Origin of the sequence: Spirabiliibacterium pneumoniae, from assembly GCF_014884995.1 — a bacterium.
GTDB classification, from domain to species: domain Bacteria; phylum Pseudomonadota; class Gammaproteobacteria; order Enterobacterales; family Pasteurellaceae; genus Spirabiliibacterium; species Spirabiliibacterium pneumoniae.
Genome location: NZ_JABMII010000004.1, coordinates 336,952 through 353,703 on the forward strand (window position 1 = coordinate 336,952; position 16,752 = coordinate 353,703).

At 47.5% G+C, this 16,752-nt stretch carries 17 protein-coding genes; 1 reads left to right on the forward strand and 16 read right to left on the reverse strand.

Annotation, left to right across the window (positions count from 1 at the left end):
• Positions 1-8: 8 nt before the first annotated feature.
• From HPC38_RS04035 to HPC38_RS04105, 15 genes are all read right to left on the reverse strand, one after another.
• Positions 9-965, reverse strand: a complete 957-nt coding sequence (locus HPC38_RS04035; RefSeq protein ID WP_208119984.1) for a lactate/malate family dehydrogenase — start codon at positions 963-965, stop codon at positions 9-11.
• A 74-nt stretch (positions 966-1,039) separates the two neighbouring features.
• Positions 1,040-3,103 carry a 4-alpha-glucanotransferase gene (gene malQ, locus HPC38_RS04040; protein ID WP_328805226.1) on the reverse strand — a complete coding sequence of 688 codons (2,064 nt, stop codon included), beginning with the start codon at positions 3,101-3,103 and terminating at the stop codon, positions 1,040-1,042.
• Positions 3,104-3,118: 15 nt separating this feature from the next.
• Entirely contained in the window at positions 3,119-4,276 is a 1,158-nt protein-coding gene (locus HPC38_RS04045) for an iron-containing alcohol dehydrogenase (RefSeq protein ID WP_208119985.1), read from the reverse strand.
• Positions 4,277-4,284: 8 nt separating this feature from the next.
• Positions 4,285-4,602 carry a DUF2322 family protein gene (locus HPC38_RS04050; RefSeq protein ID WP_208119986.1) on the reverse strand — a complete coding sequence of 106 codons (318 nt, stop codon included), beginning with the start codon at positions 4,600-4,602 and terminating at the stop codon, positions 4,285-4,287.
• A 1-nt stretch (position 4,603) separates the two neighbouring features.
• Positions 4,604-5,392, reverse strand: coding sequence for a biotin--[acetyl-CoA-carboxylase] ligase (locus HPC38_RS04055; protein WP_208119987.1), 789 nt, complete (start codon positions 5,390-5,392; stop codon positions 4,604-4,606).
• Positions 5,389-6,411: a UDP-N-acetylmuramate dehydrogenase gene (gene murB, locus HPC38_RS04060; protein ID WP_208119988.1), complete on the reverse strand. Its 1,023-nt coding sequence runs from the start codon at positions 6,409-6,411 to the stop codon at positions 5,389-5,391. Before murB ends, HPC38_RS04055 begins: the two co-directional genes overlap by 4 nt.
• A 56-nt stretch (positions 6,412-6,467) precedes the next feature.
• Positions 6,468-7,088 (reverse strand): peptidylprolyl isomerase, encoded by a 621-nt coding sequence (gene slyD / locus HPC38_RS04065; protein WP_208119989.1) that lies wholly within the window; start codon positions 7,086-7,088, stop codon positions 6,468-6,470.
• A gap of 51 nt (positions 7,089-7,139) precedes the next feature.
• A complete protein-coding gene (locus HPC38_RS04070; protein WP_208119990.1) occupies positions 7,140-7,835 on the reverse strand; it encodes an SIMPL domain-containing protein in 696 nt (231 codons plus the stop codon).
• 10 nt (positions 7,836-7,845) lie between these two features.
• Positions 7,846-8,280, reverse strand: a complete 435-nt coding sequence (gene dtd / locus HPC38_RS04075; protein WP_208119991.1) for a D-aminoacyl-tRNA deacylase — start codon at positions 8,278-8,280, stop codon at positions 7,846-7,848.
• Entirely contained in the window at positions 8,255-9,196 is a 942-nt protein-coding gene (locus HPC38_RS04080; protein ID WP_208119992.1) for a virulence factor BrkB family protein, read from the reverse strand. The genes dtd and HPC38_RS04080 overlap by 26 nt, the downstream gene beginning before the upstream one ends.
• A 4-nt stretch (positions 9,197-9,200) precedes the next feature.
• A complete protein-coding gene (locus tag HPC38_RS04085; protein ID WP_208119993.1) occupies positions 9,201-9,809 on the reverse strand; it encodes an anthranilate synthase component II in 609 nt (202 codons plus the stop codon).
• A 60-nt stretch (positions 9,810-9,869) separates the two neighbouring features.
• Positions 9,870-11,132 carry an Nramp family divalent metal transporter gene (locus HPC38_RS04090; RefSeq protein ID WP_208119994.1) on the reverse strand — a complete coding sequence of 421 codons (1,263 nt, stop codon included), beginning with the start codon at positions 11,130-11,132 and terminating at the stop codon, positions 9,870-9,872.
• Positions 11,133-11,512: 380 nt separating this feature from the next.
• Entirely contained in the window at positions 11,513-12,769 is a 1,257-nt protein-coding gene (locus HPC38_RS04095) for an NRAMP family divalent metal transporter (protein ID WP_208119995.1), read from the reverse strand.
• A 115-nt stretch (positions 12,770-12,884) separates the two neighbouring features.
• Entirely contained in the window at positions 12,885-14,144 is a 1,260-nt protein-coding gene (locus tag HPC38_RS04100; protein WP_235977609.1) for an NRAMP family divalent metal transporter, read from the reverse strand.
• Positions 14,145-14,298: 154 nt separating this feature from the next.
• Positions 14,299-15,474: an MFS transporter gene (locus tag HPC38_RS04105; protein WP_208119996.1), complete on the reverse strand. Its 1,176-nt coding sequence runs from the start codon at positions 15,472-15,474 to the stop codon at positions 14,299-14,301.
• A 186-nt stretch (positions 15,475-15,660) separates the two neighbouring features.
• On the opposite strand from HPC38_RS04105, the gene HPC38_RS04110 reads away from it, so the two are divergent.
• Positions 15,661-16,323, forward strand: coding sequence for a trimeric intracellular cation channel family protein (locus HPC38_RS04110; RefSeq protein ID WP_208119997.1), 663 nt, complete (start codon positions 15,661-15,663; stop codon positions 16,321-16,323).
• Positions 16,324-16,331: 8 nt separating this feature from the next.
• Here the strand turns inward: HPC38_RS04110 and yqfB are convergent, their stop codons facing one another.
• Positions 16,332-16,652, reverse strand: coding sequence for a N(4)-acetylcytidine aminohydrolase (gene yqfB / locus HPC38_RS04115; RefSeq protein ID WP_208119998.1), 321 nt, complete (start codon positions 16,650-16,652; stop codon positions 16,332-16,334).
• Positions 16,653-16,752 lie beyond the last annotated feature (100 nt).

Genomic DNA, 16,752 nt, shown 5'->3' on the forward strand with positions numbered 1-16,752 from the left:
TTTTTAGATTAGAGATCGACATTTAGGCTTGTTTGCAATGCCACATTTTCAGCCACGCTGCGCAGGTTTGTTGCGCATTGTTGCAGTTCTTGCATTTCTTGTGAGGTGAAGGTGTAGGTTGGGATTTTTTCAATGCCGACGCGGGAGACAATCATCGGCACGCTGATTGCAACATTGTGAATGCCGTATTCTCCGTTGAGCGTGGTGGCGACAGGCAGCACGGAATGCTCGTTGATGGTGATCGCCCGAATAATGCGAAACACGCTCGCCGCAATGCCGTGGTTGGTGTTGAGTTTCATGGCAAACACGCGCAGGCCCTCTTGTTTCACTTCATTAAGCTGCTCGACAGGGTCAATGATAGGGTAGCCATTATTGCGGCAAAAATCTTCCACTTTTTGCCCAGCAATGTTCATCAAGCTCCACGGTAAAATACTGTTGGCGCCGTGTTCACCCAAGATAAAGCCGAAAATATTTTTCGGGTCGATTTGCACTTTATCGGCCACCAATTTCATCAGCCGTGCGCTGTCCACCACGCAACCTGCACTGATGACGCGCTCGCGCGGGTAGTGGGTATTGCAAGTGATAAAGTGGGTGACAATATCACACGGATTAGTCACCACAATTAAAATAGCATTCGGGGAATATTTTTCTAGCTCACGGGCAATGTCTACGCCAATTTTGGCGTTGATTTGCGCAATATCAAGCCTATCTTGCCCCACTTTGATTTGCGCCCCTGCGGTAATGACAATAATATCGCTGCCGGCTGTATCAGGATAATCGCCACTCACGACTTGCGTGTTTTTGGCGAATGTCAGCGCGCTCATGTGGCTAAAATCAATTTGCTCGCCTTGGCAGCGCTCACGGTTGAGATCGACGAGCACCAGCTCGCTACATTCACCTAAATTTAAGACAAAATTACAGATTTCAACGCCGACTGCGCCTGCGCCGATGACAGAGATTTTCATATTGAGTTCCTACTTTATGTTGTGTTTTATTATGTGGCTTATTTTATAAAGTTGCCTTTGGGCAGGCAAGCGCTTTAACCGCACTTTGCTTGCCGTGTGCGGCCGATGTCAGCCAGCAACGTTTGCACGTCATGGTCATTAAATATCTCCACAATGGTGGCACTGAGTTTGCGCCGCCAATTGCGGTATTCTTTATCTGTGCCAGGAATATTAACGGGGTTTTCCATCAACAACCAATCTTCCACTTGCAGCGTTAATAATGCGCTATTCACGCTCGCCATATAGCGTTGCAGCGCATAGGCAAACGCTTTCGGGCAAGAGGAATCCAGCTCAGCATTCACGCCGTTTGGCAGCGCTACGCCCGCCTCTTGCAGGCGTTCGAGAATTTTCGCTTTGGCATAACGGCGCTCAAATTGCACGCGCTTGCGCACCTGCTCGGACGGAAACACGCCAAACGCTTGCCCCATTGTGATGTCGCTGCCCGTCCAGTAGCCATAAATGGTTGGCAAATCGTGGGTGCTCAAGGTTGCCATCGCTTGATACGGATAATCGCCCAGCGCACGGCTTTGCCCTTGTACGTCAAATTCAAAATATTGCACCTTATAGGAAAAAATCCCCGCGCGTTGCAGTTTGCTTTGAATTTCTTTCGGCACGGTGCCTAAATCTTCACCGATAATCATGCACTGGTGGCGCTGACTTTCAAGCGCCAAAATCGCCAGCAGTGCGTCCACAGGGTAGCGCACATAAACGCCATTGACCGCACTTTCACCTTGTTTAATCCACCACAAGCGCAGCAGTGACATAATGTGATCAATGCGCAGCGCCGCACAATCGCGCATATTGGCTCGCAACATTTCAATAAAAGGCTGAAAGCCTTGTGCTTTGAGTGCGTTAGGGTTAAAGGGCGCTAAACACCAATTTTGCCCTTGTGGGGCAAGGGCATCAGGTGGCGCCCCAATGGTGGCTTTAAGGCTATAAGCGTTTGGATTATGCCACGTTTCTGCCCCCACTGGGCTAACACCCACCGCCAAATCTCGATAAAGCCCAAGGCGCATTGGGCTATGGCTTTGGCATTGAGCAAGCTGGCACGCCGCCACCCACTGCGCCCATGCGTAAAAATCGACCGCACTTTGATGATTGGCGATCCACGCCTGCGTGGCGGGTGCATGAAAATCATGCAACGCCGCTGGCAGGCTTTTCCAACCGTGGTTGGTTTGTGGCGCAAAGTGTTCAAGCATGGCATCAAGGGTCGCTTGCGCGCGCAGACTATCACCGCCTTGAAGGACAAAAGTGCGGTATTGCGCTTTGCGCGATTCACAGGCTTCCGTGTTAAAATGCTCAAACGCTAAGCGCAGCCCTGCGAGTTTCAACGCCATCACCTGGGTGTAATCCACCCAGTCTGTCTCACGCACTTGGGCCAGCTTCGCTTGCGTCTCAGGCGAATTCAACCACGCCGTTGCCACCGCACTTTGAGCAAATTCAGGAATGGAGGCGACATCAATATAAATAATATTCAACCACTGGCGTGATGAGGGGCTGTATGGGCTGGCGGCTTCAGGAAAGGCAGGAAAGAGCGCATGAGTGGGGTTAAGCCCTACAAAATCGCCACCGTGGCGGTGAAATTCGTCCATAAATGCCTTCAAATCTGAAAAATCGCCCACGCCCCAGTTGCGCTCAGATTTAAGGGTGTAAAGCTGCAAGCTCGTACCCCACAAGTATGGTTGGCTTTGCAAAATGGGGGCTTGATAACAGCGCCGTGGGGCGATAATGATGCGGCTTTGCAACGCTCGCCGACCGCACTTTACGCTCAGCTGATGATAGCCTTCGGGTAGGTCGCGTGGCAGTTTTATGCCACTTTTTTTCACTCGCCCTTGCAGGCTCTGTCCGTTTTCTAACGTCAGTCGCCACTGCCCGTATAGCGTGCTATTATGGCTGGCAAAACGAATTTCTTTCGGCTGATCGGCATAAAACACCACAACCGACGGCAGCAAAGTGCGGTTTTCCCCCGCGCCCAAGCACACCAAAATAGACTTCACCACCAATGGACTTGGCTTGCACTTCACCCCACGCCCATCATAAAAGGACGGAATAATGCCCATTTGAGCCAATCGTTTTCTGTTGAGAGTCTGTCTCGCCACTGTAGCCCCCTTACGTTACACCCGACGTTCAAGGATGCGGCGGGCGATGTCTGGGGTGATATTTTGCTTTTCACCCAGAGCCACTTGGCCGTGTTTTTCAAGCTGGGCGACCACGTCATCAACCGCACTTTTATCTAAACCGTGGTACGATAGGCGAGTTTTCATACCCATTTGTTGGAAAAACAGTTCCGTTTGCGCAATCGCCGAGCTGACACGCTCCTCATGGGAGCCTGTGCGGATGCCCCACACATTAAGGGCATATTGCACCAATTTATCGCGTTTTTGATCTTTGAGTTCTGCCCACAACCCTGGCAGCACGATGCTCAAGGTTTGCGCGTGATCCAATCCATAAAGTGCGGTCAGTTCATGCCCGATTTGGTGGCTGGCCCAATCTTGCGTCACGCCCACGCCAATTAGTCCATTGAGCGCTTGGGTGGCGCACCACATCATATTCGCGCGCAGATCAAGGTCATCCGGGTGCTGCATAATTTGCGGGCCTAAATCACGCAGCGTGCGCAAAAGCCCTTCAGCGTAAGCATCTTGCACCATAGCACCAGCAGGTTCGGTGAGGTATTGCTCAAGCACATGAATAAAGGCGTCGACAATGCCATTGGCGACTTGGTGCATCGGCAAGGTGAGCGTTTTGGCGGGGTCTAAAATGGAAAATTGTGGATAAAGTGCGGTGTTGCGAAATCCTTGTTTGATTTTGAGTGCTTTGCGGCTCACCACGCCCACGTTATTCATCTCAGAGCCAGTAGCTGGTAAAGTCAGCACCGTACCCAGCGGCAAAGCGTTTTTCACCACCGCACCGCGTGAGGTCACAATCTCCCACGGGTCGCCGTCAAAGCAAGCCGCTGCGGCGACAAATTTGCTGCCATCCAGCACCGAGCCACCGCCGACGGCCAGTAGAAAATCGAGCTTTTCTTGCTTAATCACGTCCACGGCGCGCACCAATGTTTCAAACTCAGGGTTTGGCTCAATTCCGCCAAATTCCACCACATAGCGGCTGCCCAGTGCGGTTTTCACTTCATCGAGTGTGCCTGTGCGTTTAGCACTGCCACCGCCGTATAGCACCAGCACGCGTGCATTGTCGGGCACGAGTGTGTCGAGCTTGGCAATTTGCCCCACGCCAAAAACAATGCGGGTTGGGTTGTAGTATTCAAATGTAAACATAATGCCTCCTAACGTCGGCTAAGGGGTTGCATTTTAAAGCAAAGATCATGCTCGACCACTTGCAATAAAAAATCAATATTAGGATGGGCGCCTGGGCGGCGTTTGGCGTCGTCAACGTGTTCTGCAAATAAAATCAAGCCAGCCTTTGCTGCCGTGCTGTTGAGTTCGGTAAAGCGCATCGCCAATGTATTGTACACTTTCAGCGAGCCGAGTTTGCCTTCGATTGCGGGAATGCTCAGCACCGTTTCCCCTGTTTTATCCAGCACAATCAAGCCTTTTAAATGTTCCACCGACGCCAATGTGGCTAAAGTTTGTTGAAAATTCATGTTATTCCTCATGTAATCGCAGGGAAATTTCCCCGATATGAAAGCGTTGCCGTTGCCCTTGTGTGTCGATAATTGCCTCGCCGCTGTCAGGGTCAATGCCGCGATAAACGCCATCAATATGCCGATTTTCTTGTAGTAGGCGCACATTGCGGTTTAAAAAACAATCAAACTGGACAAATGCCGCGAGGGAGAGCATCCCTTTCTGCGCTTGAAAATGCGCAAAACATTCTTTTAGCGCACTCACCAGCGCCACCAATAATGCGTTGCGAGACAGTGTTAAATGGCTTTGCGCAAGGCTTGCCCACGGTTGGGTAATTGCCCCTTGTTGCACCGCTTGCATGGCTAAATTCAGCCCGATGCCTATCACCATATGCTGGTGTTGAGCGCTGAATTTTTGCGTTTCAATTAAAATGCCACCGAGTTTGCGATCGTCTAAATAAATGTCGTTGGGCCATTTGAGCGCGACGTTGGATACCCCCTGCGCCCTTAGCGTTTGGGCAATGCAAAGTGCGGTCAGCAAGCTGAGCTTGGGCAGATGAGGGGCTAATTGGGTGAAATCCCATCGCAAAGAAAAGTATAAATTTTGTGCAAAGGGGGAATGCCACACTCGCCCGCGCCGTCCGCGACCCGCTGTTTGCGTCTCAGCAGTGCACAGCGTATTGTGCGGGGCTTGCTCACGCAGCAAATAGGCGTTAGTGGAGTCAATCTCCTTAAAGATCAACACCGTTGTGTCCCCCAATGCTTGGCGCAGATATTGTGCGTCAAGCAGCTCAGGCGTTGGCTCGCTCATCCACGCACCGCCTCAGCACTATCGAGCTCGCCTTGCGCGCCATAAAACCGCACTTCAGGCACCAGCGCTACGCCGAATTTCGCGATCACTTGCTGATAGATGAAGCGCGACAAGGCCAGCACATCATCTCCCGTGGCATGACCTTTGTTGACCAATACCAGCGCTTGCTGGCTATGCACGGCAGCACCGCCAATTTGTTTACCTTTAAGTCCACATTGGTCAATTAACCAGCCTGCCGCTAATTTCACTTGTCCGTCCGCTTGTGGGTAAGCAGGTATGTTGGGATAACGTTCTTGCAATTGGTGATAGTGGCTTGGGCTGACAATCGGATTTTTAAAAAAACTGCCCGCGTTGCCAAGCTCTGCGGGGTTGGGCAATTTGGCTTGACGAATGGCGCACACTTGGGCAAACACCTCACGCGGGGTCACTGTGCGCGCATCAAGCTCGCGCAGTGGGCCGTAGTGCAAGTGCGGTTGCCAACGTTTTGCGAGCTTAATGCCGATCGCTACAATGGCATAGCCTGTGCGGTATTGGCTTTTAAAAATGCTTTCACGATAGCCAAATTGGCATTGCGATGCTTGCAAACGCCGCGTTTCACTGCTGTTTAAATCAAGGCAATCGACATAATCGCACACCTGCGCAAATTCCACCCCATAGGCACCAATATTTTGAATCGGCGCACTGCCCGCACAGCCTGGGATCAAGGCGAGATTTTCCAGCCCGCCCATCTCACGCGCCACACAAAATTGCACCAGTTCATGCCAATTTTCGCCAGCGTTGACGTGCAGATAATAATGGCTGTCGTCTTCGTTAACCTCAATGCCTTTGATTTGATTGCGTAACACCACGCCGTGGAAATCTTGTAAAAACAACACATCGCTGCCTTCGCCTAGCAATAAGCGGGGTTGATGGGCGTTTCTTTGCCAAGCGTGGTATAAATCATCGGCGCTGGTGATGTCAATCACCGCGTTGGCATTCACGGCAATGCCGAAGGTGTGGAAAGGTTGTAAACTTTGCATAGTGCTCTTTTGTGTGAAAAACAAAAAGTGCGGTTTGACCGCACTTTGGCTTTAAATCAATGTTCGTGTTTGCCACCACAGCAGCCACCATGATGGTGCTCATGCTCACCGCCACAGCAGCTGTCATGATGCTCATGTTCATGGTGGTGATGACCACAACCACAGCCGTGACCTTCTTCATCACTGTCATGCCCACCACAGCAACCGCTGCCTTCTTGGTGTACATGCCCGTGGGCAATTTCTTCCAATGTAGCTTCGCGCACGCTGACCACTTCCACATTAAACAGCAGCTCTTGCCCTGCGAGCATATGGTTGCCGTCCACCACCACGTAATCATCACCTACTTCGGTGATCACAACGGGCAATGGCCCAACGTCGGTGTCTGCAATAAAGCGCATGCCAACCTCTAAGCCGTCCACGCCGACAAACACATCTTGTGGCACGCGTTGCACGAGGTTGTCATTGTATTCGCCGTAGCCTTCTTCAGGTTTCACGCGCACGTCAAATTTATCGCCGACGCCATGACCTTCTAAAGCATTTTCCAGCCCGATGACCAAATTATTATGCCCTTGGAGGTATTCCAACGGTTGATTAGCTGGTGCTTCGTCCACTAAAATGCCATCTTCGGTGCGCACTTGGTAAGCGATGCCTACCACGGTATTTTTTGCAATATTCATAGGCTCTCCGCCAGTTGATGTAAAGTAATGCGATTATAACACGCAATCGTACTATTCGGTTAAATTAATCGTGGCGTTAATGCCGAGATTCACATCCGCCTCGCCTGCCTCAATGGGCATGCTCTCAGCTTCGGCGGAATACATCGCCGTGGCTGCTTTGGCCATGTAAGGCCGCGGCATACTGCCTGAGTTTGAGCCGATGGTAAGATCGACAATGCGATAGCCTTTGGCACCAAATTGTTGCACGATAAAGTCCGCTTTTTGTTTGAAGGCGGCAATCGCCTCGGCGGTCATCTCTTGTTCTAAATGTTGGCGTTTTTGTTGTGATAAACTAAAACTAATATCATCCACCGCCGCTACGCCACTGAGTTGGTTAATTAACTGACCCAGTTTATTAAAATCTTGGCTTTTAACACGATATTGCGCACGGTCAACCCAGCTTTCTGCTTCTGACTTTTTATTGTAATTGACGTAGGTATTGCGGCTTGTCGTCCCTTTGGGTAAGTCTAACGCTTTCGCAGCATTCACAATTTGGTTCATTTTGTCATTGACATCAGCATTAAGCGCTTTAAGATCGCTGCCTTTTTCCTCAACCAAAAAGGTAACTTGCATTACGTCGCGCTCTACTTGACGTTGGGCTTGTACGGTGAAGGTGATGTTTTGAGACGCCTGCGCTGCAGGCTCATGGGCGAATGCAAGCACGGGGCTGAGGCAAAGTGCGGTCAAAAGGGGTAAGTGTTTTTTCATCATCTGCTCCTTAGACGTGTAGCCAAAATGTCACCGGCCCGTCGTTGGTTAAACTCACTTGCATATCGGCGGCAAAAATACCGCACTGCGTTTGAATCTGTTCACTGGCTTTGACACGAAAATAGTCATAAAGTTTTTCCGCCATCTCTGGGCTGGCACCATTAGAAAAGCTCGGACGCAGCCCTTTTTGGGTGTCTGCCGCGAGCGTGAACTGAGAAACCACCAGCAATGCGCCGCTCACTTGTTGTACGTTGAGGTTCATTTTGCCCGCCTCATCACTAAACACGCGATAAGCCAGCACTTTTTTTAACAGCTGATCGGCACGGTGCTCGTCGTCGTTTTTTTCCACCCCAAGCAACACCAACAGTCCTGTGTCAATTTGCCCAACACAGCGTTCATTTACGCTAACGCTAGCGTGTTTAACGCGTTGAATCAGTGCTATCATGACGCTCTCCTTGGTTTTCTTCGTTATGGTGTTGCAACTCAATGAGGGCTTGTTGCAATTTTTCTTGGCGCACTTCGTATTCACGATTATTCGGCATTTCGCCATTTTTAATCAACCGCATATCTTCCAGCACCGCCGTTAACTGCGCGCCGAGCAGCACAAATGTCCAACTTAGTTGAATCCATAGCAGCAAAATCGGCAGTGTTGCCATCGCACCATAAATCAGCTGATAAGACGGAAAAGCCGAGATGTACCACGTAAACGCACGCTTACCCAGTGTAAAGAAAATGGCGGCAATCAGCGCGCCGATCATGGCATAACGCAAATTTACTTTGGTATTCGGCACCACCGTATAAATCAAGGTGAACGCCAGCCAGGTCAGCAAAAAGGGGATAATGCTCAGTAAATAGGTGCTAAATGTCGCATTATTAAACGCATCACTGGAAAAAATATACGAGCTGACAATCACGCTTACACCCAAAAAAAGCGGTCCGAGGGTAAGAATCATCCAATACATCGCAAAAGAGACAAACAGTGTACGCGAGTTAGTATTGGGCCAAATATCATTCAAAGTGCGGTCGATGGAGGAGATCAGCATCAGCGCTACTACAATCAAACCGATGATCCCAACGCCGCTCATTTTTTTGGAATTTTCCACAAATTCATTGATATAATCTTGCACCACACCGCCCGTTTCTGGCGCAAAATTACTAAAAATCATATGCTGCACTTCACCGCTCACCTCTTTAAATACGGGAAAGGCGGAAAAAATCGCAAGGCTGACCATCACCAACGGGACCAGCGCCAACATCGTGCTGTAGGTTAAATATCCCGCCGCCATATTGAGCTTATTCTCGTTGTAGCGATGCCAAAAGAGCTTTATAAAAATTAATGTATTTGAAGTGTAATGGGTCATTGTTTTATTCCATTGTGACATTGAGCCAATTATGTAACAGTTGTTGTCCGTGTTCGCTGATGAACGATTCAGGGTGAAATTGCACCCCAAAAAGCGGTAAAGTGCGGTGTTGCACAGCCATCAACACGCCTGTTTGGTCACACGCACAAGCCTCAAGCTCGTCAGGTAAGCTATCTTGAGCGATGGCCCACGAATGATAGAGCCCTATTTTAAAAGATTTCGGCAGATTTTTAAACAAAGGTGACGGTGCAAGGGGCACAAGTGTTCCCACTTGCCCGTGGCGTACTGCGTTGAGGTTATAAAGCCGCGCGCCGAAAAAGTCACACAACGTTTGGTGTCCTAAACACACGCCCAAAATCACCTTTTGGGTATAAAAATGCGCCAAAAAATCATACAGTTGTGGATAGGCTTGTGGCACGTCAGGCCCAGGGGAAATCAAAATATGACTAAACGGTTCGATTGATCGAGTGGACAGTTCTTCCGTTTTGCACACATGAAGATCCGACAACGGCAGCCGTTTGAACAAATCCACCAAATTGTAGGTAAACGAATCGTGGTTATCCACAATCAACACACTTGCCGTCACATTTTCCTCCCATGATTGAATGGGCATTAGTATAACGCAAAAGTGCGGTCAAATAACCGCACTTTTCACCAATGAATGGAAATTTGCTTAGGCAAACACTCCTAGCTGTTGAGCGATAAACAACAGCGCAAAGCCTGTTAGGTAAATCAACCCCACCACTGAGAGAATAAACAAGCCACCACGCACGCGGTGTTCGCCTTTCATGACCAGTAATAAATTTAAAAAGGCAAAAATAGGGGTTAATACAAATGACGCAATCATAGCGAATTTCAACATCGGTCCGAGCGCATTGTTGAAGAAAAACAACACCACAATCCCTGAAACAGTGGTAATTGCCATGGCAACATTAAGTATACTTTGACGGGTATGTTTTTTGTTTAATAAAAGACGAATGCTTTCTACACTGGTGCGGGTGTAGCCGTCAATAACGGTAATAGTTGTACCAAACATACAAGCAAAGGCGATGAAAGCAATTAGCCAGCGTGACCAGTCACCGATGGTGTAGGCATACATATTAATCAATTGCGCGATATATTTGCCGCCCACTTTTTGCACTTCAACGCCTGAGCCATACTGCACCAAAGCACCCAATGCTAAGAATACCAGTGCCAAAATAGCCGTGCCAATATAACCGACATTGAAATCAAACAAGCCATCATTGTAGGAAAATTTGTTTAAACGACGTTTCGCTACCACCCACATAGAGTTCACCGCAGAAATTTCAATTGGCGCTGGCATCCACCCCATCAGTGCGACGATAAATGCTAATGCACCCATATTCCATGGTGTTGGACCAATGTAGTCCGGTGGCGCAACGGCTCCACGACTAAAGGCAATCATCACAGCAATCACTGTAGACACAGTCAACGCAATCATAATGATCTTTGAGATGCCGTCTAAAATACGGTACTTTCCGAACAACAAAATAATCAAGCTCAACACGAGCACTACCATACTCAACAGCGGTAACGGCACGCTAAATGGCAGAACAAACGTTAATATCACCGCACACAATAAACCTACCGCCGCTGTATTAACCACAGTCGCGAACAAATTCATGATAGTGAATATCCATAAATAAACTTTGCCTTTTTGGCGGTAGCCTTCAAGTAAGGTATTTCCTGTGTCTAACGTGTATTGTGCACCAAAACGGAAAAAAGGATATTTGAATAAATTGGCCAGTACGATAATTAGCGCAAGCTGCCAACCATAAATCGCCCCAGACTGTGTTGAAGCGATCAAATGAGACCCTCCTACAGCAGCAGATGCCATTAATACACCTGGTCCCAAGGCGCGCAGTTTGGAATTCCAAGTCGATTTTTCGTTCTCTGATGCAGAGGCATATTGCATAATTGCTCCTTAGTGTTCACACAGACAAATGCGTTGAAATACACATCAATATTCGTCTAAATTGTCAAAATAAAACACTTTTATCTAGAAATAACAATAAAAATAATATTATATAAAAAAACATACTATTGCTGCATAAAACAGCCTGATTTTGATTTTATTTAATATTCAATAAATTAGCAAATAAATTTTAACAAAAAGGCAACTTATTATAAAAATGGAAAAGTATAATATGCTAAAATAATTCTTAAGACATGGCTTTTATGTCATAAAAATAACCGCACACCACACAAAAACACCTCCAAAAGGAGGATTTTTCAGATAAAATAACTCAATAAAAACTAAAAGTGCGGTAGAAACCGCACTTCTATAGAGGAAACTTACCCGATCACGCCAAATTGTTGGATGATGAATAACAATGAAAAGCCGATCAGATATATTAAGCCGACAATGGAGAGCCAGTAGAGCCAGCCAGTGACGCGATGCTCTCCGCTGCGTACAAGACTAAAGTTGAGCCATGCGTAAACAGGGGCGAACACAAAGGACATGATCATCGCAAACTTCAGCATTGGACCTAGTGCATTTTTGAAGAAAAAGATCATGACAAGCCCTGCTGCGACATTGAGAATAATCGATAAATTAACAAAACTTGGACGATTATGTTTTTTGTGTAACATAATGCGTAAACATTCAAGCGTGGCGCGAGAGTACCCATCAATCACGGCGAGGGTTGTACCAAAAATACAGACAAAGGCGATGAACGCAATCAAAAAGCGAGCCCATTCACCCATTGTGCTGACATACATATTAATCAGCTGACCAATATATTTTATGCCTGCAATTTGTACTGTTTCGCCTGCACCAAACTGTACCAAAGCACCCAGAGCCAAAAACACCAATGCTAAAAGTGCGGTGGTGATATACCCCACATTGAAATCAAAAATGCCATCGCGGTAGGATACTGGAGATAAGCGAGATTTCGCCACCACCCACATTGAATTAAAAATAGTGATTTCCATTGGTGCTGGCATCCAACCCATCAGTGCCACAATAAAGCCGAGTGCCCCCATATTCCAAGGGCTTGGTCCGATATAGTCAGTAGGGGCGACAGCGCCTCGACTAAAGGCTATTACCACGGCAATAACAGTTGCAATAGTCAAGGTCAGCATAATCATTTTTGATATGCTATCAAGTAGGCGATATTTTCCCATGACTAAAATCATTGTACTGACAATCACAACACTGACAGTCAATACGGGTACATCAACGTGAAATGGCAATACAAAACTAGTGACTACCGCACATAACAATGATACTGCTGCGATATTCACCACACTCATTATCAAATTGGTTAACAAAAATGCCCAAATATAGCCTTTACCCTTTTTCATATAACCATCAAGCAGGGTTTCTCCTTTATCAAGGGTGTATTGTGCACCAAAGCGAAAGAATGGATATTTAAATAAATTCGCTAACACAATAATCAGAGCTAGTTGCCAGCCATAAATAGCGCCTGCTTGAGTTGAGGCAATAAGATGTGAGCCACCAATTGCAGCTGACGCCATCAAGATTCCTGGTCCAAGAGCACGTAATTTAGTGTGCCAAGTAGAAAGTGTGTCTTGTGTAGAATTTTGCATAATAGAACTTGAAACAATCTCGACTATAGGCCTCTACGCCTAATCGTAAAATAGAGAAATGAACGACAGCGTAAGTGCGATTAACCAAGAACCGCACTTAGCTTATGCTTGAAAATCAGATCAATCCAAATTGTTGCACAACAAAAAGTAATGCAAAACCAATGAGATAGATTAATCCAGCGATAGAAAGCCAATAAAGCCAGCCTGTTACACGGTGTTTACCGCTGCGTACCAGTGAGAAGTTGAGCCAAGCATAAACAGGCGCAAACACAAACGACATAATCATGGCAAATTTCAGCATTGGGCCGAGGGCATTTTTGAAGAAAAAGATTAAAATTAATGCGGCAATCACATTAAAAATAATCATTAAATTCACATAGGTTGGGCGACTTTCTTTTTTATGTAAGATAACTCGAATGCTTTCCAGTGAACAGCGGGAATAGCCGTCCATCACCGCCAGTGTGGTGCCAAAAATACACACAAAAGCAATAAAGGCGATTAACCAGCGCGCCCATTCGCCAATGGTGATAACATACATATTAATCAATTGTCCAACGTATTTTACACCAGCAATTTGTACGGTTTCTCCTGCGCCATACTGCACTAGAGCACCGAGCGCAAGAAACACAAGAGCTAAAAGTGCGGTAGTGAGATAACCCACGTTAAAATCTAGAATGCCTTCCTTATACGACACATTGGTCAAACGGCGTTTTGCTGCCACCCACATAGAGTTACACACAGTGATGTCCATCGGTGCAGGCATCCAGCCCATCAGCGCTACAATAAAGCCAAGTGCCCCCATATTCCACGGGCTTGGGCCGATGTAATCCACAGGCGCAACAGCTCCACGTCCAAATGCAATAATCACGGCAATGATGGTTGCAACCGTTAATGTCAGCATAATGACTTTCGAGACACTGTCTAATAAGCGGTATTTTCCAAACACTAAAATCAGCGTACTGACGAGCATCAAGGTCACAGTCAATACAGGCACATCAAACCCAAATGGCAGCATAAATCCCATAATCACAGCACATAACAGGGAAATTGCAGCAATATTGATCACGCTCATAATTAAGTTAGTGATTAGAAATGCCCAAATGTAGACTTTACCTTTTTGCATATAGCCTTCAAGTAAAGTTTCACCTGTTTGTAGGGTGTATTGCGTACCGAAACGGAAGAAAGGGTATTTGAAGATATTAACCAACACGATAATCAAGGCTAATTGCCAGCCATAAATGGCACCCGCTTGGGTGGAGGCAATTAAATGTGAACCACCAATAGCCGCCGATGCCATTAAAATACCAGGGCCAAATTTTCGCAGCCGATCACGTAAAGACGACGAATGACAATCGTCAGAGAGTTCCTTATTCATAACAAATCCTAATAATCAGTTTTTACTTTTCACATGCACATTATTATTTATACCCATTAATAAAATGGGGAATAAAAGTTTACCGACAATATGAGATTTGTTCAACTTAGGATGACACTTTTTTACTATAAAATTGAAAATAATATGTCATTTTTTACTGACAGCGCTGATAAAGCCCGAGCATTAACCACAACACAATCAATAATAACGCCTGTGCTGCCAATGGCACCCAATACCACGGTGCATTTGCCCACACCGCCAGCAAATAATCGCCACCGAAACTGGCCCCAAGATAATAACAGGAAAGATACAACGCGCTAGCCAAGGCACGTGCCTTCTTCGCACTTTTCCCCACCCACGCACTACCTAGCGCATGGGTGAAGAAAAACCCAATAGCGCAAATCAGCAAGCCAAGCACCATCAGCCACAGCCAAGAACTGGCTAAAAACGCAATCCCCACCATCAACACAAGCCAGCCGATCAACATCCCTTTCGGCGCATTAAAACGGCGGCTAAAACGCCCTGCCATTGACGCGGCAAAAGTACCTGAAAGATAGCACAAAAACAGCATCGACACCTGTGACGTGCTTAAATGCCATGGGCTGCCCTGCAACCGCAGCCCCACCACGGAATAGAGATTGATAAACATGCCAAAACAGAGTCCGCTGATAATAAACGTGCGCCACAGCAGCGGATTTTTAATATGCCCACACAAATTCGCAACCGTGGCTTTCAGCCCTAAGGCTTGCGGCGTGAAATGTTGTTCTTTCGGTAGGTAAAGTGCGGTCAGCACTGTGCCAATGAGCGTGATCCCCCCTGTGAACACCATTGGCGCATGCAAATCAAACCATTGCGCCAAAAAGCCGCCGACAAGCCGCCCTGAAATGCCACCGATGGAATTGGCGGCGATATAAATCCCCACCGCCGAGACCACCGCACTTTGCTCAAATTCTTCACTAATATACGCCACCGCCACCGCAGGCAGCCCTGCCAACGCCACGCCTTGGCAAAAGCGCAACGCAATCCACACTTCCGTCGTATTGCTAAACATCAGAGAAAAGGTAAAAAGTGCGGTCAGGCTCAGGCTTAAAAGCATCATCAACCGCCGCCCATAGCGATCGGCTAAAATCGCCCATGGGATCAAACACAAACTCATGCCAAGGGAGGCGGCGGCAAAAATCCAGTTCGCCAGCTGAATGCTCACTTGATAACGTGCAGCAAACATCGACAGCAACGGCTGCACGGTGTAAAGGTTACAGAACACCAAGAAAGAAGAAAAAGACAAAAGTGCGGTCGCGCGCCAATAGGCTTGGGTTTTCACTCGAATCATGGATTTCGCCATTAACATTTTTTTTACATCATAACGGATAAAAAATCACCATGCCAGTAGCAAAGAAATAAAGTTCACCCAAGATCACAAAATCGCACCGAAAACGACTTTTAAACCGCACTTTTCACTTTATTTTTCGGCTATTTCGTTTTAGTCTATGCGCTCAACTCTCTCAAGGTGGGCGCTATGCTGCTGAGCATTTTATACATCATTGGAATTACCGCAGAGGCGATCACAGGGGCGCTGGCAGCGGGGCGTGAGAAAATGGATCTCTTTGGGGTGATCATCATCGCCTCGATGACGGCCATCGGTGGCGGTTCCATTCGTGATATGCTGCTTGGGCATTATCCTCTCGGTTGGGTGGCGCACCCACATTACATTCTTATTGTCGCAGGCGCGGCAGTGGCGACAGTGTTTACCGCGCCGATGATGCGCTATTTCCGCACCGTGTTTTTGGTGCTGGATGCCTTGGGCTTGATCGTCTTTTCCATTATCGGCGCGCAGGTGGCACTCAGCATGGGGCATGGGTTTATCATTGCCTCGGTGGCGGCGGTCATCACGGGTGCCTTTGGTGGCGTGTTGCGGGATTTGCTGTGCAATCGCATTCCGCTGGTGTTCCAAAAAGAACTCTACGCCAGCATTGCGCTACTTTCTGCCGCAATTTATTGGGGACTACCACACTTAGGCGTGCCCCACGATTTGGTGGTTATCCTCACGCTGATCGCTGGCTTCGGGCTGCGGTTGTTGGCGATTTATTTTCGGCTGTCGTTACCCGTGTTTGACTATCAAGAAGAACCAATTCAAAGCGAGCCGTTACTCAAAAAATGGCGCAAAAATCGCAAAAAATAACCGCACTTTTACGCCACCACTTCAAATTTCAGCACATAAAGTGCGGTCTCGTTTGGATAAATTTCGCTGATCACCGCTTTTAACTGTTCAAGCGTCATATTTTCTTGCGCGGCGTGTTCTGCGTTCAGCTCATCAAACGTAATCGGCGTGACGCTTAAAATGCGAATATTGGCAAAGTGGCGGTCGTCTTCATAGGTGCTAACCGCCACTACCGTGTTGGGAAGATAGTCTTTTTCATCGCGATTGCGGATGGTGATGGTTTTGCGCCCAGCAACGATATCCCGCTCAAAACGTTCAAAAAAGGTGATTTTGCTTGCATCAAAGGCCATAACGCGCCACTCCTTGTGTGATTTCCGTGAATTTATTTCACAGTGTTTGCTCAACTGTAGTAAACTATCTTAACGCGTTTTGAAAAATCATAAAGGTACA

Bases quoted from the DNA above. Each gene is read 5' to 3' on its own strand.
- HPC38_RS04035 (WP_208119984.1), bottom strand. From the start codon at position 965: ATGAAAATCTCTGTCATCGGCGCAGGCGCAGTCGGCGTTGAAATCTGT.
- HPC38_RS04045 (WP_208119985.1), bottom strand. From the start codon at position 4,276: ATGTTTACATTTGAATACTACAACCCAACCCGCATTGTTTTTGGCGTG.
- HPC38_RS04050 (WP_208119986.1), bottom strand. From the start codon at position 4,602: ATGAATTTTCAACAAACTTTAGCCACATTGGCGTCGGTGGAACATTTA.
- HPC38_RS04055 (WP_208119987.1), bottom strand. From the start codon at position 5,392: ATGAGCGAGCCAACGCCTGAGCTGCTTGACGCACAATATCTGCGCCAA.
- murB (WP_208119988.1), bottom strand. From the start codon at position 6,411: ATGCAAAGTTTACAACCTTTCCACACCTTCGGCATTGCCGTGAATGCC.
- slyD (WP_208119989.1), bottom strand. From the start codon at position 7,088: ATGAATATTGCAAAAAATACCGTGGTAGGCATCGCTTACCAAGTGCGC.
- HPC38_RS04070 (WP_208119990.1), bottom strand. From the start codon at position 7,835: ATGAAAAAACACTTACCCCTTTTGACCGCACTTTGCCTCAGCCCCGTG.
- dtd (WP_208119991.1), bottom strand. From the start codon at position 8,280: ATGATAGCACTGATTCAACGCGTTAAACACGCTAGCGTTAGCGTAAAT.
- HPC38_RS04080 (WP_208119992.1), bottom strand. From the start codon at position 9,196: ATGACCCATTACACTTCAAATACATTAATTTTTATAAAGCTCTTTTGG.
- HPC38_RS04085 (WP_208119993.1), bottom strand. From the start codon at position 9,809: ATGCCCATTCAATCATGGGAGGAAAATGTGACGGCAAGTGTGTTGATT.
- HPC38_RS04090 (WP_208119994.1), bottom strand. From the start codon at position 11,132: ATGCAATATGCCTCTGCATCAGAGAACGAAAAATCGACTTGGAATTCC.
- HPC38_RS04095 (WP_208119995.1), bottom strand. From the start codon at position 12,769: ATGCAAAATTCTACACAAGACACACTTTCTACTTGGCACACTAAATTA.
- HPC38_RS04100 (WP_235977609.1), bottom strand. From the start codon at position 14,144: ATGAATAAGGAACTCTCTGACGATTGTCATTCGTCGTCTTTACGTGAT.
- HPC38_RS04105 (WP_208119996.1), bottom strand. From the start codon at position 15,474: ATGATTCGAGTGAAAACCCAAGCCTATTGGCGCGCGACCGCACTTTTG.
- HPC38_RS04110 (WP_208119997.1), top strand. From the start codon at position 15,661: ATGCTGCTGAGCATTTTATACATCATTGGAATTACCGCAGAGGCGATC.
- yqfB (WP_208119998.1), bottom strand. From the start codon at position 16,652: ATGGCCTTTGATGCAAGCAAAATCACCTTTTTTGAACGTTTTGAGCGG.